The sequence below is a fragment of the Arthrobacter sp. MW3 TE3886 genome (assembly GCF_041262145.1).
Taxonomy (GTDB): domain Bacteria; phylum Actinomycetota; class Actinomycetes; order Actinomycetales; family Micrococcaceae; genus Arthrobacter.
Genome location: NZ_JBGCAN010000001.1, coordinates 1331406 through 1351702, shown reverse-complemented (window position 1 = coordinate 1351702; position 20297 = coordinate 1331406). Strand labels below are relative to the sequence as shown.

Annotated in this window: 17 protein-coding genes, 1 rRNA gene and 2 pseudogenes; 8 read left to right on the top strand and 12 right to left on the bottom strand. The window is 67.6% G+C overall.

Features of this window, described 5'->3' with window-relative positions; translation table 11 throughout:
• Window positions 1-394 precede the first annotated feature (394 nt).
• The 6 genes from ABH915_RS06210 to ABH915_RS06185 all read right to left on the bottom strand — a co-directional run bounded on the left by ABH915_RS06210 (window position 395) and on the right by ABH915_RS06185 (window position 11687).
• Window positions 395-1921: ribosomal RNA gene (locus tag ABH915_RS06210) — 16S ribosomal RNA — on the bottom strand.
• Between the two features lie 930 nt (window positions 1922-2851).
• Window positions 2852-4762: an allophanate hydrolase gene (gene atzF / locus ABH915_RS06205; protein WP_370118997.1), complete on the bottom strand. Its 1911-nt coding sequence runs from the start codon at window positions 4760-4762 to the stop codon at window positions 2852-2854.
• The gene (uca, locus tag ABH915_RS06200) at window positions 4759-8553 is read right to left on the bottom strand and encodes an urea carboxylase (RefSeq protein WP_370118994.1); all 3795 of its coding nucleotides are present in this window, start codon (window positions 8551-8553) and stop codon (window positions 4759-4761) included. Before uca ends, atzF begins: the two co-directional genes overlap by 4 nt.
• Complete coding sequence (locus tag ABH915_RS06195; RefSeq protein ID WP_370118991.1) at window positions 8550-9245, bottom strand: urea amidolyase associated protein UAAP2; 696 nt, start codon at window positions 9243-9245, stop codon at window positions 8550-8552. The genes uca and ABH915_RS06195 overlap by 4 nt, the downstream gene beginning before the upstream one ends.
• Window positions 9242-10117 (bottom strand): urea amidolyase associated protein UAAP1, encoded by an 876-nt coding sequence (locus ABH915_RS06190; protein WP_370118988.1) that lies wholly within the window; start codon window positions 10115-10117, stop codon window positions 9242-9244. The genes ABH915_RS06195 and ABH915_RS06190 overlap by 4 nt, the downstream gene beginning before the upstream one ends.
• A gap of 55 nt (window positions 10118-10172) precedes the next feature.
• Complete coding sequence (locus ABH915_RS06185; protein WP_370118985.1) at window positions 10173-11687, bottom strand: amino acid permease; 1515 nt, start codon at window positions 11685-11687, stop codon at window positions 10173-10175.
• 243 nt (window positions 11688-11930) lie between these two features.
• On the opposite strand from ABH915_RS06185, the gene ABH915_RS06180 reads away from it, so the two are divergent.
• The 3 genes and pseudogenes from ABH915_RS06180 (at window position 11931) to ABH915_RS06170 (ending at window position 13129) form a co-directional block, all read left to right on the top strand.
• The gene (locus ABH915_RS06180) at window positions 11931-12608 is read left to right on the top strand and encodes a TetR/AcrR family transcriptional regulator (protein ID WP_370118982.1); all 678 of its coding nucleotides are present in this window, start codon (window positions 11931-11933) and stop codon (window positions 12606-12608) included.
• Between the two features lie 11 nt (window positions 12609-12619).
• Window positions 12620-12730: pseudogene (locus ABH915_RS06175) on the top strand (NAD(P)-dependent dehydrogenase); the annotation flags it as partial.
• Between the two features lie 93 nt (window positions 12731-12823).
• Window positions 12824-13129: a DUF1905 domain-containing protein gene (locus ABH915_RS06170; protein ID WP_370118979.1), complete on the top strand. Its 306-nt coding sequence runs from the start codon at window positions 12824-12826 to the stop codon at window positions 13127-13129.
• 43 nt (window positions 13130-13172) lie between these two features.
• Here the strand turns inward: ABH915_RS06170 and ABH915_RS06165 are convergent, their stop codons facing one another.
• From ABH915_RS06165 to ABH915_RS06150, 4 genes are all read right to left on the bottom strand, one after another.
• On the bottom strand, window positions 13173-13640 hold the full coding sequence (locus tag ABH915_RS06165; RefSeq protein ID WP_370118976.1) for a hypothetical protein: 468 nt from the start codon (window positions 13638-13640) through the stop codon (window positions 13173-13175).
• Between the two features lie 255 nt (window positions 13641-13895).
• Window positions 13896-14516, bottom strand: a complete 621-nt coding sequence (locus tag ABH915_RS06160; RefSeq protein WP_370118973.1) for a hypothetical protein — start codon at window positions 14514-14516, stop codon at window positions 13896-13898.
• 112 nt (window positions 14517-14628) lie between these two features.
• A complete protein-coding gene (locus ABH915_RS06155) occupies window positions 14629-14970 on the bottom strand; it encodes a YciI family protein (protein ID WP_370118970.1) in 342 nt (113 codons plus the stop codon).
• Window positions 14971-15141: 171 nt separating this feature from the next.
• Window positions 15142-15528 (bottom strand): VOC family protein, encoded by a 387-nt coding sequence (locus tag ABH915_RS06150; protein WP_370118967.1) that lies wholly within the window; start codon window positions 15526-15528, stop codon window positions 15142-15144.
• A gap of 193 nt (window positions 15529-15721) precedes the next feature.
• Here ABH915_RS06150 and ABH915_RS06145 point away from each other — a divergent pair, with 193 nt between their 5' ends.
• Complete coding sequence (locus ABH915_RS06145) at window positions 15722-16201, top strand: hypothetical protein (protein WP_370118964.1); 480 nt, start codon at window positions 15722-15724, stop codon at window positions 16199-16201.
• Between the two features lie 390 nt (window positions 16202-16591).
• On the opposite strand, the gene ABH915_RS06140 is transcribed toward ABH915_RS06145, so the two are convergent.
• Entirely contained in the window at window positions 16592-16768 is a 177-nt protein-coding gene (locus ABH915_RS06140) for a hypothetical protein (protein ID WP_018773982.1), read from the bottom strand.
• A gap of 310 nt (window positions 16769-17078) precedes the next feature.
• Between ABH915_RS06140 and ABH915_RS06135 the strand changes: the two are divergent.
• From ABH915_RS06135 to ABH915_RS06125, 3 genes and pseudogenes are all read left to right on the top strand, one after another.
• Window positions 17079-17690: pseudogene (locus tag ABH915_RS06135) on the top strand (BTAD domain-containing putative transcriptional regulator); the annotation flags it as partial.
• Between the two features lie 541 nt (window positions 17691-18231).
• The gene (locus ABH915_RS06130; protein ID WP_370118961.1) at window positions 18232-18924 is read left to right on the top strand and encodes a hypothetical protein; all 693 of its coding nucleotides are present in this window, start codon (window positions 18232-18234) and stop codon (window positions 18922-18924) included.
• Between the two features lie 85 nt (window positions 18925-19009).
• Complete coding sequence (locus ABH915_RS06125; protein WP_370118958.1) at window positions 19010-19192, top strand: PspC domain-containing protein; 183 nt, start codon at window positions 19010-19012, stop codon at window positions 19190-19192.
• Window positions 19193-19391: 199 nt separating this feature from the next.
• On the opposite strand, the gene ABH915_RS06120 is transcribed toward ABH915_RS06125, so the two are convergent.
• Window positions 19392-19595 (bottom strand): cold-shock protein, encoded by a 204-nt coding sequence (locus ABH915_RS06120; RefSeq protein ID WP_011690916.1) that lies wholly within the window; start codon window positions 19593-19595, stop codon window positions 19392-19394.
• Between the two features lie 311 nt (window positions 19596-19906).
• Here ABH915_RS06120 and ABH915_RS06115 point away from each other — a divergent pair, with 311 nt between their 5' ends.
• Window positions 19907-20290 carry a TfoX/Sxy family protein gene (locus ABH915_RS06115; protein ID WP_370118954.1) on the top strand — a complete coding sequence of 128 codons (384 nt, stop codon included), beginning with the start codon at window positions 19907-19909 and terminating at the stop codon, window positions 20288-20290.
• Window positions 20291-20297: the final 7 nt, after the last annotated feature.

Sequence of the window (20297 nt, the reverse complement as noted above, 5' to 3'; positions counted from 1 at the left end):
GAAATTGCTTCTTATAAAAGATGCTCGCGTCCACTATGTAGTTCTCAAACAACAACCCCGTACCACACACCCCACACACAACATGCATGCTCGGTGCAGCCAGGAAACCAGAAACACAAGTCCCGGAAAGGAAAAACCCTCCCGGTCCTGTTGTCTCAGGACCCAACAGTGTGCCAAACACTAAACCGCTGACCCCCTCCCGCACCGTTCCAGGACCACCACCGCAAGGGCGGGTGTCCGTACTGGGTGCCGGCGAAGAACCGGCGGCCGCTATTTGTTGATATTCCACCCGTGAGCACCCGCCGCAGAACAATCGTCTGCGCAACGGGCGTACTCCTGACAACCCCACCACACGGACATAACGCCCGGCGAGGTGGTTGTAGGTGCTCCTTAGAAAGGAGGTGATCCAGCCGCACCTTCCGGTACGGCTACCTTGTTACGACTTAGTCCCAATCGCCAGTCCCACCTTCGACAGCTCCCTCCCACAAGGGGTTAGGCCACCGGCTTCGGGTGTTACCAACTTTCGTGACTTGACGGGCGGTGTGTACAAGGCCCGGGAACGTATTCACCGCAGCGTTGCTGATCTGCGATTACTAGCGACTCCGACTTCATGGGGTCGAGTTGCAGACCCCAATCCGAACTGAGACCGGCTTTTTGGGATTAGCTCCACCTCACAGTATCGCAACCCTTTGTACCGGCCATTGTAGCATGCGTGAAGCCCAAGACATAAGGGGCATGATGATTTGACGTCGTCCCCACCTTCCTCCGAGTTGACCCCGGCAGTCTCCCATGAGTCCCCGCCATTACGCGCTGGCAACATGGAACGAGGGTTGCGCTCGTTGCGGGACTTAACCCAACATCTCACGACACGAGCTGACGACAACCATGCACCACCTGTGAACCGGCCCCAAAGGGGAAGGACTGTTTCCAGCCCGGTCCGGCCCATGTCAAGCCTTGGTAAGGTTCTTCGCGTTGCATCGAATTAATCCGCATGCTCCGCCGCTTGTGCGGGCCCCCGTCAATTCCTTTGAGTTTTAGCCTTGCGGCCGTACTCCCCAGGCGGGGCACTTAATGCGTTAGCTACGGCGCGGAAAACGTGGAATGTCCCCCACACCTAGTGCCCAACGTTTACGGCATGGACTACCAGGGTATCTAATCCTGTTCGCTCCCCATGCTTTCGCTCCTCAGCGTCAGTTAATGCCCAGAGACCTGCCTTCGCCATCGGTGTTCCTCCTGATATCTGCGCATTTCACCGCTACACCAGGAATTCCAGTCTCCCCTACATCACTCTAGTCTGCCCGTACCCACCGCAGATCCGGAGTTGAGCCCCGGACTTTCACGGCAGACGCGACAAACCGCCTACGAGCTCTTTACGCCCAATAATTCCGGATAACGCTTGCGCCCTACGTATTACCGCGGCTGCTGGCACGTAGTTAGCCGGCGCTTCTTCTGCAGGTACCGTCACTTTCGCTTCTTCCCTACTGAAAGAGGTTTACAACCCGAAGGCCGTCATCCCTCACGCGGCGTCGCTGCATCAGGCTTGCGCCCATTGTGCAATATTCCCCACTGCTGCCTCCCGTAGGAGTCTGGGCCGTGTCTCAGTCCCAGTGTGGCCGGTCACCCTCTCAGGCCGGCTACCCGTCGTCGCCTTGGTGAGCCATTACCTCACCAACAAGCTGATAGGCCGCGAGTCCATCCAAAACCACAATAAAGCTTTCCACCCCCCACCATGCGATGAGGAGTCATATCCGGTATTAGACCCAGTTTCCCAGGCTTATCCCAGAGTTAAGGGCAGGTTACTCACGTGTTACTCACCCGTTCGCCACTAATCCCCGGTGCAAGCACCGGATCATCGTTCGACTTGCATGTGTTAAGCACGCCGCCAGCGTTCATCCTGAGCCAGGATCAAACTCTCCGTTGAAGTAAAACAGACACAACATGCGCCCCCGGGAAAACGGGATGCACACGCTGCACAAAATTTGAAACCAGCCAAATAACACCAGACCACACCACGGGGTGGCGGGCCCGGCAAATTCAACCAATTCAATACAATAAATTGGTATCAACAAACTTGGCACACTATTGAGTTCTCAAACAACAGACACACCCGGCACCACCACAACCTTTTCGGTCGAGGATCGCTCCGGAGCAACTTTTCAAACTTACCCGATCTTGGAAGTCTTTGCAAATTCGCATTTCTGCGATTTACATTCATCCAAGAAGGTCCCCGCCGTTATTTAGCGCGCAAATTTGCGAACCATTTTCAGGCTGTTTAGAAGGGGGTCGGTCGCTTTCTTTCCGCATCAGCGGCGGCGACTCGAATTACTTTACACGCCGGGAGGGCCCTGCACAAATCGGCCCCGTGATGGGGTCCCGTAGCGTCGTATTCCCCGGAATCACGCCGAAACCCGCCGCATCACAGGCCCTCCGGAAGCCCAAGCGCCCAAACCTGTGTCCTGTGGGCTGCATCACGCGCCTTGGCCGGGCTCACCGGCCGCGCCGGGTAGCCCACAGCCACTTACCCATCACTCCAGGGAAGCTTTGGGATCGGGTGCTGACGCAGTTGGGCCGTACGTGAGATCGCCCGGGAGCAACCAGCTATATTGCGGATCCGCGTCCCTGCTCGCAGCCGATAGTTCTTCCGCGGGGCGCGGGACCGCCGTGGAGCGGATCGTGGCCCACCATGTCTTGACGTTCAGCACTGCCGTTCCTTTCGATCGTTACTCCGCCGCGACGGGACCGGAGGCCCGGACCCGCTGGCCGTGCGGCCCACCCTCGGTTAGGCCTGCTCAGAGAGAGCCGCCCCTGGGACGGCCGGCCGGTGAAGAGGGTCGGGAGCCGGTCCGCTTAGCTACCTCCGGCCGGTGCCCGGCTGCATTCCTCGCGTGAACCCGGTCAGGAGCACGTCGCCGAGGCTGCCGCGTGATTCCTGCCCGCGTGATTCCTGCCCGGGCGATCCCGTGACTGGCGTTTCCTGGCCCGGCGCCGCTTGTTCTGCCGGGGATGCGGCCAAGGCAGCCAGCCAGTCCCCGTACCGGGTGATGTCCGTGCCTGTCGTGGCGGCGACAGCATCGCAGGCAAACCCAACGGCGCTGTTGCCGTCGCTCAGGCGCACCGATCCAAGGAGCATCGGCTCCGGCAACGCCGCCAGGAACTGCCCCAGGGCCGCCCGGGAGAGAAGCCACCGCTCGGCCACCAGTTCCGCCCCGTCTTCCGAGCGGTACACCCCGGGTTTCGGCGGCTGGGTGTCCAGCGAGACCATGCGGTAGCGGGCCGCCGTGCGCACGTGCCCGTCCCAGGAAGCACCCAAGGTTTCGAGTTGATGAGCCAGCGGCTGGCCCTTGCGGTGCGCTCCGACCACCACGAGGGGTATTGAGGACGCGCCGGCCCGGACAGGCCACGGCTCTCCCGAGGGCAGCTGCCGGGAAGGAGCAGCCCCGGCTGCGAACAGCGCCGGAGGCGGCGGTGCGGTTGCGATCCTGCGGGCGATTCCCGCCACCACGGCGTCGTCGAACGTGCGGCCCACAACGGTGAGGCCGAACTGGGACCCTTCCACCTCTCCTGCGGGTACGGCAACGGCGCACAGATCGAACAGGTTGCAGAAGTTCGTGTAGGTGCCCATGCGCGAGTTCACGCCCACGGGGTCCGCCGCGACGTCCGCCAGGCTTGGGTGGAACGGCGCAGTGGGGACCACCAGCGCATCGAACCCCTCCAGCCGCGCCATCGCCTGCCGCTTCAGTCCCTCGAGCCGGCCGGTGTCCGCAACATAACTGTGCGCCGGCACCTGGCCGGCGCGGCGGACGATGCCGGCGACCGTCGGATCAAGCCCCGCAGGATTGTCGGAGTTGTCGCCGGCCGCGTTAACGAAGGCCCCGACGGCGGCGTAGCGCTCGGCGACGAGCCCGCCGTCGTACAGCAGACGCGCAGCTTGCAGGAAGACGTCGAATTCGATCGGCTCGGCGTCGACGCCAGCGGCCTGAAGCCTGGCGATCTGGCGGCCGAATTCAGCCGCCCACGCCTGCGGGAGCTCCGGGAGGCTGGACGGGTAGGCGACGCGGGGCCGCTCCGGCGCGGCGAGCCGGACGTCGGCGGGCCACGGGCGGGCCCCGCCGGCCATGATCCCCATGGCCAATTCGGCCGTGCCCAGGTCCCGCGCAAAGATGGTGACGGCGTCCCAGGAGCGGCACGCCGGCACTACCCCGGCGGTGGACACCAGGTTCAGGGTGGCCTTGATGCCCACGATGCCCTGGAGCCCGGCGGGGACGCGCCCCGATCCGGCGGTGTCCGTGCCGATGGCGAGGTCCGCCAGCCCCAGGGCCACGGCCACGGCGGAGCCGGAGCTGGAGCCGCCGGAGATACGGTCCGGGCGCCGCGCATCGCGGACCGCGCCGTGCGGGCTGCGGGTTCCCACCAGGCCGGTGGCGAACTGGTCCAGGTTGGTGGCACCCACAACGAGCGCGCCCGCTGCGCGGAGGCGGGCCACCGCCTCCGCGTCCCGCTTCGGGGTGTAGGCGAAGCCGGGGCACGCCGCGGTGGTGTCGATTCCTGCCACGTCGACGTTGTTCTTCACGGCCAGGAGCAGCCCGGCCAGGGGCAGGTCCGCGCCGGCGGCCACCGCGTCGTCAACCACGGCTGCCTCGGCCAGCAGTTCCTCCGAAGACCGGAGGGTGATCCAGATTTCCGGCCGGTCGGCGGCCGCGATGGCGGCCAGCGCCGCGCGCACGCGGGCAGTTGCGCCGGGTCCTGACAACGTCGTGCTCATACCGCGGCCTCTTCCAGTTCCTTGTTTTCCAGCTGCCTGATGACTTCCTCTGCGGACTGGGGCGTCGCGGAAGTTTCCACGGGCAGCCCCAGGACCACCAGCGCTTCGCCGCCCACCACCTGGGAGCCGGCCACGGGCAGCACTTGCTGCACCACGCCGTCGCACGGGGCGGTCAGCACGGTCTCCATCTTCATCGCCTCCAAGGAGACGAGGGGCTGGCCCTTCACAACGTGCTCCCCCGCGGTGACGTCCACCTTCCACACGCTTGCGGCGAAGGGGGCAGCCACCAGCGTGGCGCCGTCGGGCACCACCAGCTCTTCGGGGTCGGGGACGACGGCGGCTGCCGCGTCGGCGCGGTCGAACTCACCGGCGTCGGCCCACGCCTGGCGTTCGACGGCGAAGGCCGCCGCCTGCTGCTCGCGGAACACCGCGATGGACTCGCTGTTCGCGGCCAGGAAGCCCTCATGTTCGGCGAGGGAGAAGGTGCCGTCCTCGATCTCGACGCCACGTCCCCGGCCGGCGGCCATGTCCGCCCGAAGGTCCAGGAGCTCTTCCGGGCTGACCGGGTACCAGGAGATGCGGTCGAAGAACCGCAGCAGCCAGGGTGAGCCCGGCTCGAACGGCGCGGAATCAGCGTAGCGGGACCACACCTGGGTGGTCCGGCCCACGAACTGGTAGCCGCCGGGGCCTTCCATGCCGTAGATGCACATGTAGGCTCCGCCGATTCCCACGGCGTTTTCCGGCGTCCAGGTCCGGGCGGGGTTGTACTTGGTGGTCACCAGGCGGTGCCGCGGATCCAGGGGGGTGGCCACCGGGGCACCCAGGTAGACGTCGCCCAGGCCCAGGACGAGGTATTCGGCGTCGAAGACCGTGTCGAAGACATCGTTCACGGACTCCAGGCCGTTGATGCGCCGGATGAACTCGATGTTCCACGGGCACCAGGGGGCGTCGTCCCGGACGCCGGCCATGTAGCGCTGGATGGCTTCGCGGGTGGCCGGGTCATCCCAGGACAACGGCAGGCGGACGGTGCGGCTGGGCACCACCAGCTCCGAGCTGGCCGGCAGGGCGGCTTCGATTTCCTGCACCAGGCCCAGGAGGCGCGGGGCGGGAAGCACCGTCGGGTCGATCTTGATCTGCAGGGAGCGGATCCCGGGCGTGAGGTCCACGATTCCCGGCATGCGGAGCTCCTCGAGGTGCAGGTGCAGGGCGTGCACGCGGGCCCGCAGGCTGAGGTCCAGCACCATGTCGCCGTATTCCACCAGCAGGTTGTCGTCGCCGGAACGGCGGTAGGTGACCGCGGGACGTCCGGGGCTTTCCGGCACCCGGCCGAGCACGCCGTCGTCGCCGTCTCCCCGGCGGATCCCGGCGGACGGCAGGCCCGTCCCGGACCAGCGGGTGTCCCCCGGCAGCACCAGCTGCCGGCCGGGTCCCAGGTCCTCGGCCGACGGCGCCTGGCGGGCTTGCACCGGAACGAAACGGACGGTGTCGCCGGGGCGCAGCTGGCCCAGCTTCCAGCGGTCGGCCGTCACCACGGTCACGGGGCAGACGAAGCCGCCCAGGCTGGGACCGTCCGGGCCGAGCAGGATGGGGGTGTCGCCGGTGAAGTCCAGGGCGCCCACCGAATAGGCGGTGTCGTGGATGTTCGACGGGTGCAGCCCCGCCTCACCGCCGTCGCTGCGTGCCCACCGCGGTTTCGGGCCGATGAGGCGGACGCCGGTGCGGGCGGAGTTGAAGTGCACTTCGTAGCTGGCCGCGTAAAGATCCTCGATGTCCTCGCGCTGGAAGAACTCGGGAGCGCCATGCGGGCCCTCCACGACCGTCAGCTCCCAGGCGGACGTCAACACCGGTCTGCTGTCCAGCGGAACGGGGCCGGGCTGGCCCGGAACCGCCGGCAGGGCGGCCTGCGTCGCATCCGCAGCAGCGTCAGCGTCAACGTCAGCGGCCACGGTCCGCAGCACGTCCCCGGACCGCAGGACACGGCCGCCATGGCCGCCGAACTGGCCCAGGGTGAAGGTGGAGGCGCTGCCCAGGTATTGCGGCACGTCGAGTCCGCCCTGGAACAGGATGTACCCGCGGAGGCCGGACCCGTCGGCGGTGCCGACATCCAGTGTGCCTCCCGCGGGCACCGTCACCGGTTCCCAGGCCGGCACGTCCGCGCCGTTCACGGTGAGGGTGGTGGGGGCGCCGGCCACACAGACCGTCGTGGCATGGGTGAAGTGCAGGCTGGGGCCGGTCATGGTGAACTCAAGACCGGGCGCGCCTTCGCTGTTGCCGAGGGCCTGGTTGCCGAGCCGGAAGGACAGGTCATCCATCGGGCCGCTGGGCGGGACGCCCACCTGCCAGAGTCCGGCGCGGCCGGGCCAGTCCTGGACGGAGGTCTGCAGGCCGGGCCGTTCCACGGTGATCCGGGGTTCCGGGTCGCCGAGGTCGTTCAGGGTGCCGGTGGAGTGGGCCGCGTCGCGGACCACGTCCAGGGCGGTCACGGCCCGGAGCATCCCAAGGTTGGTCTCGATGCCGTCGATCCGGGTGGCCTTCAGCGCCGCGCCGAGCCGGTCAAAGGCCTGGTTGCGGTCCGTGCCGGTGGTGATGATCTTGGCCAGCAGGGGGTCGTAGCTGGTGGAGACCTCGCTGCCGGTCTCCGCCCAGGCGTCGACGCGCACGCCGTCGGTTTCGGGGTAGGCGGCATTGGTGACGGTCCCGGAGCTGGGCTGGAAGTTGCGGGCCGGGTCCTCGGCATAGAGCCGGGCTTCGACGGCGAAGCCGGAGACGGGAATGCTGTCCGGACGCCCGGCCAGCACGCCGGCTGCCGCGTCGCCGCCCTGGGCCAGCCGGAGCATCCATTCCACCAGGTCGACGCCGGTGACCGCTTCCGTGACGGGGTGTTCCACCTGGAGCCGGGCGTTGACCTCAAGGAAGGACGCTTCCTGGCGGACCGGGTCATAGACGAATTCCACGGTCCCGGCCGAGCGGTAGGCCAGCGACGCGCAGAGGGCCCGGGAGCTGCGGTGCAGTTCGTCCCGGAGGGCGGCGGGCAGATCCGGGGCGGGCGCCTCCTCCAGCACTTTCTGGTGGCGGCGCTGCAGTGAGCAGTCCCGGTCCCCCAGGCTGACCACGCGGCCGTCGCCGTCGCCGAAGATCTGCACTTCCACGTGCCGGGCGTGTTCGACGTAGCGTTCGGCGAAAACGCCGGCGGTGCTGAAGCTCGCGCCGGCGAGCCGGGCCACCCGGGGATAACTCTCGGTGAGCTCTTCCTCGGTGCGGCACACGGTCATCCCGATGCCGCCGCCGCCGCCCGTGGCCTTGAGCATGAGCGGGAAACCGATGTCCCGGGCGGCGAGCACGGCGGCGTCGACGTCGGCGAGCAGGCCCGAGCCGGCGATCATGGGCACGCCCGCGGCCCGTGCGGCGTCCCGTGCTGTGTGCTTGGTGCCGAAGATCCGGAGCTGGTCCGGGGTGGGTCCCACGAAGACCAGCCCGGCGGCTTCCACGGCCTCCGCGAAGCCGGCGTCCTCCGAGAGGAAGCCGTAGCCGGGGTGGATGGCACCGGCGCCGGTGGCCGCGGCCGCCGCCAGGAGGGCCTCGACCTTGAGGTAGGAGTCCTTCGCCGGGGCGGGGCCCAGGAGCAGGGCCTCATCGGCCAGCCTGACATGGCGGGCGCCACGGTCCGCCTCGGAGAACACGGCCACGGTGCGCAGGCCGATTTTCCGGGCGGATTCGATGATGCGGCAGGCGATTTCGCCGCGGTTGGCGACCAGCAGTGTGTCGAACAGTGGCGTGTCGAAGCGGTTCACAGGGCGGCCTCCGGGCGGGTGACGATCATGCGGACAGGCGTGGGGTTGAAGCCGTTGCACGGGTTGTTGATTTGCGGGCAGTTGGAGACCAGCACCAGGGTGTCCACCTCTGCCCGGAGGGCTACCCGCTTGCCCGGGGCGGAGAGACCGTCCACGATCCCCAAGGCGCCGTCCGGATCCACCGGGACGTTCATGAACCAGTTGATGTTGGAGACCAGGTCGCGCTTCCCCAGCCCCCAGCGGGACCCCTCAATGAGGAAGTTCTCCACGCAGGCGTGCTGTTCACGGGTGTGCTGGCCATAGCGCAGGGTGTTGGATTCCTGCGAGCAGGCCCCGCCGATGGTGTCATGCACGCCGACCTCGTCCGCCACCACGGTCATCAGCGGGACGCCGGCGTCGGAGCGGAGCACGGAGCCGGTAGTCAGCACGATGGAGCGCTGCGCGGCGAGGGTGACGGCGGCGGAGTAGCGCACCTCGGTGTCGTCTGCCGCGTAGAGCAGGCAGTCCACCGCCTGGTTTCCTTCCAGGTCCACAATGGTCAGGATGTCACCGGCGGCCACGACGGCGGACCAGGGTCCGCGTGCTTCCACGTGTTCATCCAGGATCACGGCGCCGTCCGCGAGCGCAGTTTCCCTCGCGGGGGCCGTGGCAGTGGCGGTCGGGGGTGTCAGGGTTTCGGTGGCGGTGTTCATCGTGCGGTCCTTGCCATGAGGTCGTGTTCGGTGTTGTTCAGGGCCTGCCGGTGCTCGGGGGTCAGCGGTCCGGTCAGGAGCCCCTCCTCGAGCAGGCCGAGGTCTTCCGGGGCGTGCCAGGCGACGACGTCGACGGCGGTTCCGGTGAAGTCCGGCCGCGGGTCCAGCGGGTGGGCGGTATTGGCCAGGAGCACCACGGCGTCCATCTGCAGGAGGATATCGACGGCGGCACCGGAACCGGCGGCACCGGTGAATTGGATGCTGCCGTCCGGCTCAACCCGGATGCCTTTGAACAGCGAGAGCGACGGCGCCACGTCCCGGGCGCCCAGCCCCTGTTTCAGAGCGGCCAGGGTCAGCAGTTCACGCCCGGCGGGCGAGCTGCTGTGCGCTGTTCCGGCGCCGTAGCGGGACGTGTTGCCGGCCAGCGTGGTGGTGCCGGTCAGTGCGTCGTGGCGGGCTGAGGAGTCGGCGACGATCGTGCCCATCAGCCGGCCGGCGTCGGAGAGCAGCGGGTGGCCGGCCGTGGGGTACGCCTGCCACGGAACCTTGACGGTGTCCGCCACATTGAGCCGTTCGTGCGGTGCCCCGCCCCGGTAGAGCAACACGTGGACGCAGGCATCGCCGTCGGTGTCCGTGAGCCGGATCCGGGTGCCGCGGGCCAGCGGCAGTGCGGTGTAGCGGCCGAAGGCCACGGATTCGGCCCAGCTCAGGCGTTCCCGGGCGGCCTCGGGCAGGGCCGCGGTGTACCGCGCCGGGGCGGCGGCGGCCGGGACGTGCCTCATGGTGTCCGCGGTGCGGCCGTGCTGCTCCCGGGCGTGTGCGCGGGCTCCGGCAGTGGTGGCGGTGGCTGGTGTTTCGGTGGTCTGTGTCATGTCAATCCTGGGGTGGGGCGTGGAGTGGCGCGGTGGGGTCAGGCGGTTGGTGGGGTCAGGCTGCGCTGCGGCTGGCGGACCGGGCGGAGCGCCGGATCCAGAGGCCGAACAGGAGCACGATGCCCACCATCAGCGGAGCGGAATAGAGGAGGATCCCGTTTTCTCCGGAGGGGTCGTAGACCTCGGGCCGGGGCCAGGCGAGGTTGATTACCATCACGGCGCCGTACAGCACCGCGAGGATGTTGACGGGCAGGCCCCAGCGCCCCAGCGAGAACAGCCCTGCCGGCATGGTCTGGCCCACGCGGTCCCAGTCGCCGCGGAGGCGGTTGAGGAGCTGCGGCACCGTGACCAGGAGGTAGGCCAGGTAGACCATGACGATGCAGACGCTGCAGAGCGTGGTGAAGAGGGCCGCATTGCCGACGTTGATGGCCAGCACGCCCACGGCCAGGGCACCGATGGCGATGGAGGGCCACATCGGGGTCCCGCGGGTGGGGTGGACGGAGGAGAGCAGGGCTGAGGCGGGGAGCTTGCCGTCCCGTGCCATCGAAAACACCAGTCGCGAGCCGGCGGTCTGGATGGCCAGGGTGCAGACGAAGATGGCCACGGCCACGTCCACCAGGAGCACTTTGCCCCAGAAGGTGCCCAGCACGGCGGTCAGCACGTAGGGCAGCCCCTCGGTGGCGAGCCGGCCGTCGTCGAGGCTGGGGGCGGCCATCAGCGCCGTCACGATCATCAGTGCCCCGCCGATGCCGGAGATGATCAGGGCCGAAAGGATGGTCCGGGGTGCCGTCTGCCGCGGGGACTTGGTCTCCTCGGAGAGCTCGCCGGCGGAGTTGAAGCCCACCATGACGTAGGCGGCCATCAGGCCCGAGACCATGAACGCGCCGACCGCGCCGAGGTCGGAGCCCGCCAGGACGGTGGTGTCCATCACGACGTCGGGTCCGCGCTGGGCAGCGGTGATCAGTGCCAGGATCACGGCGGCGACGCCGACGATTTCGCAGGTCACGCCCACCGAGTTCACGTGGGACATCAGTTTGACGCCCAGGGAGTTGATCACGGTGGTGACCACCAGGAGGATGGCTCCGAGGACGACGGCGTTCGCGGCGCCGGTGGTGCTGTTCAGCGCCGGGTCGCCTCCGACGAGCTGGAATCCTTCCCAGAGCTGGGGCAGCACCACCTGCAGGGCGATGGCCGCTGCGGCGGCGGTGACCACCTGCGCCAGGGCCATGAACCAGCCGGCGAACCAGCCCACCGTTTCACCGCCGACGCGCCGGGCCCACTGGTAGACCGCCCCGGAGAGCGGGTAGCGGGCCGCGAGCTCGGCGAAGTTCAGGGCCACCAGCAGTTGGCCGATCAGTACGACAGGCCAGGTCCAGAAGAAGGCAGGGCCGGCAAAGGAGTAGCCGAACGCGAAGAGCTGGAAGATGGTGGTCAGGATGGAAACGAAGGAGAAGCCTGCCGCGAAGGAAGCATAGCGGCCCAGCTTGCGGTGCAGGGAGGGCTCGTAGCCAAGCGACGTGAGGTCTGCGTCATCCGTCTGCGCGGATGAGGGGAGAACTGTGGATGTCATCGAAAATCTCCGGGGCTGGAACGGCGTTGGGGGGCGATGCGTTCGGATGTTGCGTTCCGGCACATGCAGCGCTGGGCCCTAGGCTGCGGAATACCGGTCAATTGATAGTTTTCCAGCCGGAGGTCCCGAACTCGTTTCGCCCGTGTAAAAGGTGGATTGACGGAATATTTCCGCGGTGTTTCCCCAGTCTCACCGGGTCAGGGGCCGCACCGCGGGGGCCTGCAGGGGTGCAAGAATGATGCCGTGACAACAACCGGCCCGGGGCGCCCCCGCAAGCAGCAATCCTCCCGTCCGGGGGCCACGGCACGCGAGGAGATCCTCGACGCCGCCGCCGAGCTCTTCACCACGCAGGGGTATGCCAACACCTCCACCCGCTCCATCGCGGAGGCCGTGGGGATCCGCCAGTCGTCGCTTTACCACCACTTCAGCCACAAAGACGACATCCTTGAGGTCCTCCTGGCAGGCACGGTGGCCAGCGGCCTCGCCTTCGCCCGCACAGTGTGGGCGGGGGCGGCCAGCGGCAGCAGTCCCGTGGCGGCGGCGGCACGGCTGCACGCCGTCGCCCTCCATGACGGGACCCAGTTGTGCACGGCCCGCTGGAACCTCGGGGTGCTCTACAACCTGCCGGAGGCGCGCAGCGCGCGGTTCCACAGTTTCATGGCTGACCGGGCGGAGCTCCGGGGACTGTATCAGCGCCTGGGGGCGGAACTCCCCGAGAACGCGTGGGCCGGCACGGGCCAGAACGGGGATCTGGCTTTTCGCCTCGTGGAGTCCCTGGTCAACCTCCGCGCCGACGGCCTGAGCACCCCGGACTCCCCGCAGCAGGCGGCCGATGCAGGCATCGTCCTGTGCGGCCTGGCGGACAACCTTGCTGCAATCCGGGCCCGGAGCGCGGAGCTCGTGGCCGGGATGCATTCCTAAACTTCCGGTGGGCCGGCCAGCCGGCCGAGCCCGCCCCGGCGTACGTGTTCCTGGCATCCGCTGAGTCCAGCTACGTGGTGGGCGAGACGCTCAACGTCAACGGCGGCAGCCCCACCCCCTAGTCCGGCGCCCATAGGCTCCCGCCGGCCTGCCCGGGCGGTTTCTTGGCCACTGCGCCGGCCCGGCGTCCTCGCCCCGCGTGCCACACTAGGAGCGTGACGACGTCGTACACGTTTCGTGCCGAGCTGTGGCACTACCCCGAGCAGGCCGGCTGGCACTTCATCACGTTGCCGCCGGAGCTGGCGGAGGAGCTCAAGGACCAGTCCGCTCCGTTCCGGAAGAGCTTCGGTTCGGTGAAAGTGAGCGCCTGCATCGCCGGGCAGCGGTGGCAGACGTCGCTCTTCCCGGACAGCAGGAGCAACTCCTACCTCCTCCCCGTCAAGAAGGCCATCAGAACCGCGGCCAACCTCCGCGCCGGGGATGTCGTGGACGTGGAAGTCGACGTCGAACTCCCGGGCTGAGCACGCGTGACAAGGGGCGCGAAGGAGCCGCTTGCAGAACCGCTCACTGCGCCGGCGATGCCTCCACGAAAGCCACTTGGGTGGCGTATTGCTGGTAGAGCTTCACGGCCTCGTCAATCTCGATGTGGCCGAAGTTCAGTGCGACCTGCAGCCCCTCCAGTTGGGCGCTGGCGGTCTCGGCCGCGCTTACACGATCCGCTACGGAACGGGACGTGGCAAAATTTGTGGCCAGGGCCGCGGCAATGGACGCTATCACCGCCAGCAGGCACAGCCCTCGCCACACCACCGAGTCGTCGCTCAGGTTGAAGAATGCCGCCACCGCGTCGGTGAACCCCGTGCCTCCGACGGCGGGGCCGGCAGCGAACGCCGCCGCCAGCGCGCTGCCCACGATGCTGATGTTGGCCAGCCGGGTCCGGCGTGGCCGTTCCCGGCCGAGGTACGACTGAAGGTCCCGTTGCTTCTCGCCGATGCGGTTGGACAGCCGTTGCCGCGTATCGGATGTTTCGTCCATGATCTGGTCCCCGTTTCCCTCACCGATCGTGTCCGCACGCCTTGGAGGTCAGACCCGTCTGCCAGCGGTCCGCCGGCTCCCCCGGATTCCGCCTGCCTGAGCCGGAACTCCCCGCCCCGTTGCCGCTCTCCTCGCGAAACGCGCACACGTTTAGGATGCTCCCGTGCCACTGCAGTGTCTAGACACTTGACCGACGACGTCGGTATCCCCCGCCTGCCCGGGCCGCCACGGTGGCCCGGAGGTCCCGCGCCGCCGCTATTCGTTCGTCGGCGCCTTCACGTCGGCTTCCGCGTGCAGGGCGGTCTGGGTGGGAGGCTGCCAGGTTGGCGTGCCGTCGACAGAGAGGTCGGCCGGTGGGGCAGTTACATGGGCCGTGATCTCCTGGGCCCGGAGTTCGTCCACAAGGATGCGCAGCATCTCGTCCGCCATGCCTGCCGCGAGTTCGCCTTTGGTGTCGGTCCAGATCATCGGGCCCAGCTCGGTCAGATAGACGTCGGAGACGTAGTTTGGCGTGTACTGGGGGTATTCGCCGGTCATTTCCTCGGGGGTCAGTTCATTACCGAACTGATCCACCGCATAAAAGCGCTGTGCCGCGGCATACAGAGCCCTGGCCGCCTTGTCCTCGTCGTCGGACACGACAAGGAACGCGGGGGACGTTTCCCAGCCCTGGCCTAGTCCTTCCTCCCATTTCTCTCCCTGCTGGTCGAAGATGTCAGGTGCCACGGTTATACGCATCGCGCTGTTTCCCTTCAGGTTGCCGTCCTGGGCCGTCGGCTGGCTCGGCTGAGGGGTCGGGGTTGAGGGGGACGCACGCGTGGTGGGCGAAGTGAGGGCCGGAATCAGCTGCATGGATCCGGAGCATCCGGCCAGCGCCATGCCGCAAGCCACTGCTACTGCCCCAAAAAGATGTCGTCTTGACATGTATTTCTCCCCCCGGCGTCTACCAGCCGAGGTCAGTGTAAGCCTCACCCTCCGCCGCGCAGTAGACCTAGCTGGCGGGGTCGTATTGGAAAGCCCGCACCTCCTGCGCGCAACGGCAGGCGGCCGCGATCTTCGCGGCCCACTCCAAGGCCGCATCGTACGAGGGCAGCTCCAGCACCGAGTAGCCGCCCTCGAGCTGCGTCGTCTGCGGGTACGTGCCCTCGCGCACGGTCCCGTCGCCGTCGACCATGACGGGCGGGATACTCTCGTCGATGCCGCCGCCGAACACCCAGACGCCGGCGTCCTTCGCCTCCTGGACCACCGCGTGCGACGCATCCGAAACGGCCTGCAGCTCTTCGTCAGGGAAGACCATGGCGGCACTGGGAAACGAGATCAGATACTTGGTCATTATGTCGACTCCTTCTTCGCAGCAGGGTGGATCGCGTTCATCCTCGCCGATGCCCTCGTGCCGCGCAACGGTCCAGGCGGTCCCGCGGAGGCCGGTGCCCGTTCGCGGATCCGCCTGCGGTCGGCCGGCTCCTTCCGCGTCACGGTGGGCCGTGACGGCGTACCTGGATCGTCATGCAGCCCCCGATCCGTACGGGCGCGTGATCGCCTCAAGGAAATGCCCGTCAGGATCCGCGAAGTAGACGCCGCGTCCGCCGTCGTTGTGGTTGATCTGCTGTGGGCGGGACCGCGCCGGGTCCGCCCAGTAGGGGATGCCCTCGGCCTGGATCCTTGCGAAGATTCCATCGAAGTCCTCCTCGCCGACCAGGAAGGCGTAGTGCTGCGGGGAGATGGGCCGGTCCGCGGTGGCGAAATCGAGGGCCACCCCGTGGTCAAGGGGCACGGTCATGAACGACCACATGGCTTGGGGTTCCGGCAGTCCGAGCACGTTGGCCAGGAACTTCGCCGACCGGCGCTTGTCCGTTGCGTAGACGATGGTGTGGTTGAAAGCGACCGTCATGGCGACCTCCTCCGGTGTGGTTGTCCGAGACCATCTGACATCCGGCACTCTTCAGATTTCAAGAGCGCCAGCTACCTCCCTGGAACCTTCATGACGCCAGTCTCAGCAGGGGAAACAGGCTGCGGTCACGACCGCGGCCCCGTGGCCCGATCCTCGGGCGGGAGCCCTTGACGGGCACTGTCATACTGGCGCCATGGCAATCCGAATGAAACGGGATGGAGCAGTCCTGCTGCGGTACGGTGCCGCGGCTGTCCTGCTTGTCGCTGCCCAGCTGGCGGGCTTTTGGTTCTACTCAGCCGGCAATTACCATGGCACCGCGAACGTTCCGCTCGCCGAATTTCCGGAGGATGTGGACGTTTTCTACGTTCTGACCTTCGCTCCCTCCATCATCGGACTCAAATACCTGCTCTACGACTTCGCGGTTAGGGCGTTTACCAAGACCTACCGGACTCCTGCGCTGCTCGTCTGTTTCTTCGTCGGCTATGCGGCCGCATTGGCCATCGACGTGGCATGCCTATTTTCGGCGTCGAAGCCAATAGCCGATGCAGGGTTCGCCATCATGGGCGCGATTTTCCAAAGTCCGTTGGTCCTCTTCGCATGTGGGACCGCAATCGCCGCGACGGTCCTCTTAAAAGACCGGCCTCCTCAGACCGGGGCTACGCAGGCCCCGTGAACGTACGCGGCGGTCACCCGGGCAGCGCCGCCACGCGGATCAAGGTTTTCGTAGACGCCGCAGTCCAGGGGCAGCCCCACCAAGGGCCGTCCACAACGAGCTTGCCGGCGGGGGCGCCTACGGGCGCAGTGCACTGCAGACGACTCATGGAACTGACAGCACAAACCAGGTTCGAGGCTGGGCGCGGTCTCGCATAACCCCCGTGTCCCGAATCCCCCGCGATGCAAGCCAACCTCAAGCCCACGTGAGCGACAGCCGGCGAACACAGAACGGCGCCAGCGCTGAGCTCCGCAAGGGCACCGCACGACGTCGGGCCTGACCCCCGCCTCCCATGATGGAAGCGGGGGTCAGGCCCGTGTGGTTACTGGCGTGGGGGCAACTGGGACTCGGTCAGCCCTGGAGGGACCGCAGGGATGCGTACGGTTCGCTGGGCAGGTTGCCGGCCATCCAGGGGCGGGTGGACCGGATGGGAGGGGTGTGGCCCCGGCCGTCGCGGACGACCGCGACGATGGTGGCGACGGCTGCGAAGACCAGGAGTCCGGCGAGCAGGAGAGCGGCAAATTCCATGTGAGAAGCACCTCGGGCGAGTGATGAAGCTGGTTGTTGGGGCGGATGATGGAGCAGGCTGTTGGGCCGGAATCGCGGGCGTTCGGTGCGGGTTAAGTTTTGCGGCTGCGGTTCAGGTTTCCGGCCCTTTTTGTGGGGACATGTCCAGTTTCCGCACCCACCGTGTGAGCCACCGTGTGAGCATTTTCCACTTGGTTTCCGGACCGCTTCCCGCTCCCGTCGGCGCCGGTCACGCGCCGGCCAGGCTCCGTTACTCCCCCGCCGCACGCTCGCCGTCGGCCCCCTCCCGCTCCCCCACCAGCGGCGTAGCATGACTCATATGGCCGAGACTTGGATTCGGCTCCTCGGTCCGCCCCGGATCGAGTCCGCTGGCACCGCACCCCGGCAGCCCCGGGGCCGCAAGGCCTGGGCTGTGCTGGCCTACCTCGCGCTGCAACCGGGCGGCACCGGCCGGGCCCGGACGGCGGCCCTCCTGTTTCCAGACGCCGAGGACCCGCTCGGTGCCCTGCGCTGGAACCTTTCCGAGCTGCGCCGGACCCTCGGCGCGGAATCGGTGGGCGGCGACCCGCTACGGCTGGTGTTGCCGGCCGGCTGGAACTGCGATGTGCTGGCTGCCCTGCAGCCAGCCGGCGACGCCGATCCGCGCACCTTCGACGGCGAACTCCTCGAAGGTCTCACCTTCGAAGAATGCCCGGCCTTCGAGTCGTGGCTGGAGGACCAGCGGCACCGGCTCGAGAACGCCGTCCTGACGCTGCTCTACGAGGCATCTCTCGCCGCGCTGGCGGCAGGGAAAGCGGACGACGCCGTTGACCTCGCCACCCGCGCGCTGCACCTGGACCCCTTCAACGCCGACTGCCACGCCGTGCTGATCAAGGCCCTGCTCGCCCTGGGTGACTACCGGCGGGCGCGGGAGCAGGCCGACAAATGCCGCGAGCTCTACCGGCGGGAGCTTGGGCTCGGTGTGCCCGCGGAGGTGCGCCGGGCACTGTCCGACGCGGCGCCCGCCGCGGAGCCCGGGCTGCCGGCCAGTTCGGCCGCCGTGCGGTCCTATCTCGATGCCGCCGAGGCCTCGCTCTCGGCCGGCTCCGTGGACCGCGGGTTGGAGCAGTTGCGCCTCGCAGCCGAGATCGCGCAACGGACCGGCGACCATCATCTGCTCGCCGAATCCCTGGTCACCTTGTCTGGGGCGCTGATCCATCAGGCCGGCGGCCGCGGCGCCGAGGTGGCCGATCTCCTGCACCGGGCCCTGAAATCGGAAGGCTTGGACCCTGAGTCGCTGGCGGCGGGGGGACGGAACCCCGGGCGGCCGGCGTCGCGGGTGGCGGCGGCCGCGTACCGGGAGCTGGGGTACCTGTCCGTGCAGCGGGGTATTCCGGACCGTGCGGCCGGCTGGCTGGAGCAGGCGGCCCCGGGCGGCGGACGGGTTCGACGACGAACGGTCAAGGATCCTGGCGATCCAGGGCATGGCGGCCTCGGACACCGCGCACTACGGCGAGGCGCTGGCGGCTTTGGCCGAATCGAGCCGGCTCGCCACCGCCGCGGGAGGCCGCCGGCTTCTGGCGTTCAGCCAGGCCCTGGCCGGCCGGGTGCATCTGCTGCGCGGGGATCTGGAGCCGGCTGCTGACTGCCTGGACCGGGCCCAGGAACTGATCGCGGCCGAACACTGGACGGCGTTCGAGCCGTTTGTCGCCGGGCTCCGCGGCGAGACGTTCCTCGCCGCCGGCCGGCTGGAGGACGCTGCTCCCCTGATCGACCGGTCGTGGGTGATGGCCGACGTCGCCGGTGACCACTGCTACCTGACGCTGGCCGCGGGGGCCAAGGCCCGGCTCAGTATGGCGCTGGACGATCAAGCGTCGGCCGAATCCTGGCTGAAGCGTGGGCTCGACACCACGCCTTGGTATCTCTGGTACCGGGCGCGGCTGCTGGACACGGCCGCCGAGGTCGCGATCGACGCCGGCTCCCCCGCCGCCGGGGACTATGCCGACCGGCTGGGCACCATGGCCAGCCGCGGCGCACTGCGCGAACTCGTGGTCCGGGCGCACTCGCACCGGGCGGTCCTGGGCGACGCCGCCGCCGCGGAGACCATCCCGTGGCTGGCCAAGGACATCGACAACCCGGCACTGAACACGTACCTGGCGCGCCGCGGGCAGCTCTGATCAGCAGCGGCGCGGGCTGTGGCGCCGGGCGGCAGGGGCGAAAGACACTGCTGACTCGAGGGGCGCCCGGTGCTACGGTAGCGAAATGGCAGCAACCTTGGTTCGCCCCAGACGCGGCAAAATCTTCGCAGGCGTGTGCGCTGCCTTGGCCGACCGTTTCGAAGTCCCCCGGTCTTTTGTCCGGCTCGGGTTTATGTTCTTCGGCCTGTTCGGCGTGGGTGAGTTCGTCTACGTCGCGTTGTGGATCCTCATCCCCCGGGACGACTAGCGGCAGGCTTGTGGTGCGGGACCCGGCGCCGGGAGCGCTGGCCGGCGTGACGGCGCGGCGGCGCGGCGGGCGGACGACGGCGGGGCGCGCCGCCGTCGTCGTAATGCTCTTGGAAGCACAAGTGGGTTAAACAAAAGCAGGGCCCGTCCGAAGACGGGCCCTGCTCGAAACCTAACGGTCCCGGGTATCTAAAAGGAAATTAGATAGCCTGGATGTTGGTGGCCTGGGGACCCTTGGGGCCCTGCTCGGTTTCGAAGGAGACCTTCTGGTTCTCTTCGAGGGAGCGGAAGCCGGAGGAGTTGATCGCAGAGTAGTGTGCGAAAACGTCCTGTGAGGAGTCATCGGGGGAAATGAAGCCGAAGCCCTTTTCAGCGTTAAACCATTTGACGGTACCAGTAGCCATTATTTTTGTCCTTCGTGAAGGTGGAGGAACTGTCCCGACTTTCGGGTCCTCCTGTTTGGGGTGCTCAAAACCGCTGCTTCAGAAGAACAAGGTCTTGCAACCTTGCGTACTGCCTGAACTACGAACTGCATAAACACAACAACAGGATCAACTGTACAGGAGATTGCGGACAGCATTTACCACGGCCCCGTTGTGCCCGCGGTCGGGCGGCAGTTCCAGGCCCGACACGGCACCGGACATGTACGCGTCAGCGCTGCGGGCATATCCTGCCAACAACTCCGGCCCTGCACCCTACTTACAGGAGAAGACCCATGGAAATGCCCAAAGCGTCCGACGCCGACAAGGAACACTTCCGCGCGGTGCTTCCCGACCATCCCGATGTGGTGGTCAAGCCGATGTTCGGAAACCTCGGGGCGTTCGTGCACGGGAACATGTTCGCCGGCCTGTTCGGCCCCACCATCGGCGTGAAGCTGGCCGAGGCGGACAAGGAGCTGCTTGAAGGCACCGAGCGGACCGTTCCGTTCGGGCCGCCGGAGCGCCCTATGGGCGGCTATACCGGGCTACCGGAGATCTGGAATGCCGAGGGCGACGGCGATGAGGCGCGGGCGAAGGCTTGGGTGGAGAAGGCATTTGAGCACGTGGCCGGACTGCCGCCCAAGGAGCCGAAGGTTTCCAAGCCCAGGCCCAAAAAGTAGCCACCCG

Coding starts and splice junctions, on each gene's coding strand:
- atzF (WP_370118997.1), bottom strand. CDS start 4,762: ATGAGCACGACGTTGTCAGGACCCGGCGCAACTGCCCGCGTGCGCGCG.
- ABH915_RS06155 (WP_370118970.1), bottom strand. CDS start 14,970: ATGACCAAGTATCTGATCTCGTTTCCCAGTGCCGCCATGGTCTTCCCT.
- ABH915_RS06190 (WP_370118988.1), bottom strand. CDS start 10,117: ATGACACAGACCACCGAAACACCAGCCACCGCCACCACTGCCGGAGCC.
- ABH915_RS06150 (WP_370118967.1), bottom strand. CDS start 15,528: ATGACGGTCGCTTTCAACCACACCATCGTCTACGCAACGGACAAGCGC.
- ABH915_RS06195 (WP_370118991.1), bottom strand. CDS start 9,245: ATGAACACCGCCACCGAAACCCTGACACCCCCGACCGCCACTGCCACG.
- ABH915_RS06140 (WP_018773982.1), bottom strand. CDS start 16,768: ATGGAATTTGCCGCTCTCCTGCTCGCCGGACTCCTGGTCTTCGCAGCC.
- ABH915_RS06185 (WP_370118985.1), bottom strand. CDS start 11,687: ATGACATCCACAGTTCTCCCCTCATCCGCGCAGACGGATGACGCAGAC.
- ABH915_RS06115 (WP_370118954.1), top strand. CDS start 19,907: ATGGAAATGCCCAAAGCGTCCGACGCCGACAAGGAACACTTCCGCGCG.
- ABH915_RS06120 (WP_011690916.1), bottom strand. CDS start 19,595: ATGGCTACTGGTACCGTCAAATGGTTTAACGCTGAAAAGGGCTTCGGC.
- ABH915_RS06145 (WP_370118964.1), top strand. CDS start 15,722: ATGGCAATCCGAATGAAACGGGATGGAGCAGTCCTGCTGCGGTACGGT.
- ABH915_RS06125 (WP_370118958.1), top strand. CDS start 19,010: ATGGCAGCAACCTTGGTTCGCCCCAGACGCGGCAAAATCTTCGCAGGC.
- ABH915_RS06165 (WP_370118976.1), bottom strand. CDS start 13,640: ATGGACGAAACATCCGATACGCGGCAACGGCTGTCCAACCGCATCGGC.
- ABH915_RS06130 (WP_370118961.1), top strand. CDS start 18,232: ATGGCGGCCTCGGACACCGCGCACTACGGCGAGGCGCTGGCGGCTTTG.
- ABH915_RS06160 (WP_370118973.1), bottom strand. CDS start 14,516: ATGGCGCTGGCCGGATGCTCCGGATCCATGCAGCTGATTCCGGCCCTC.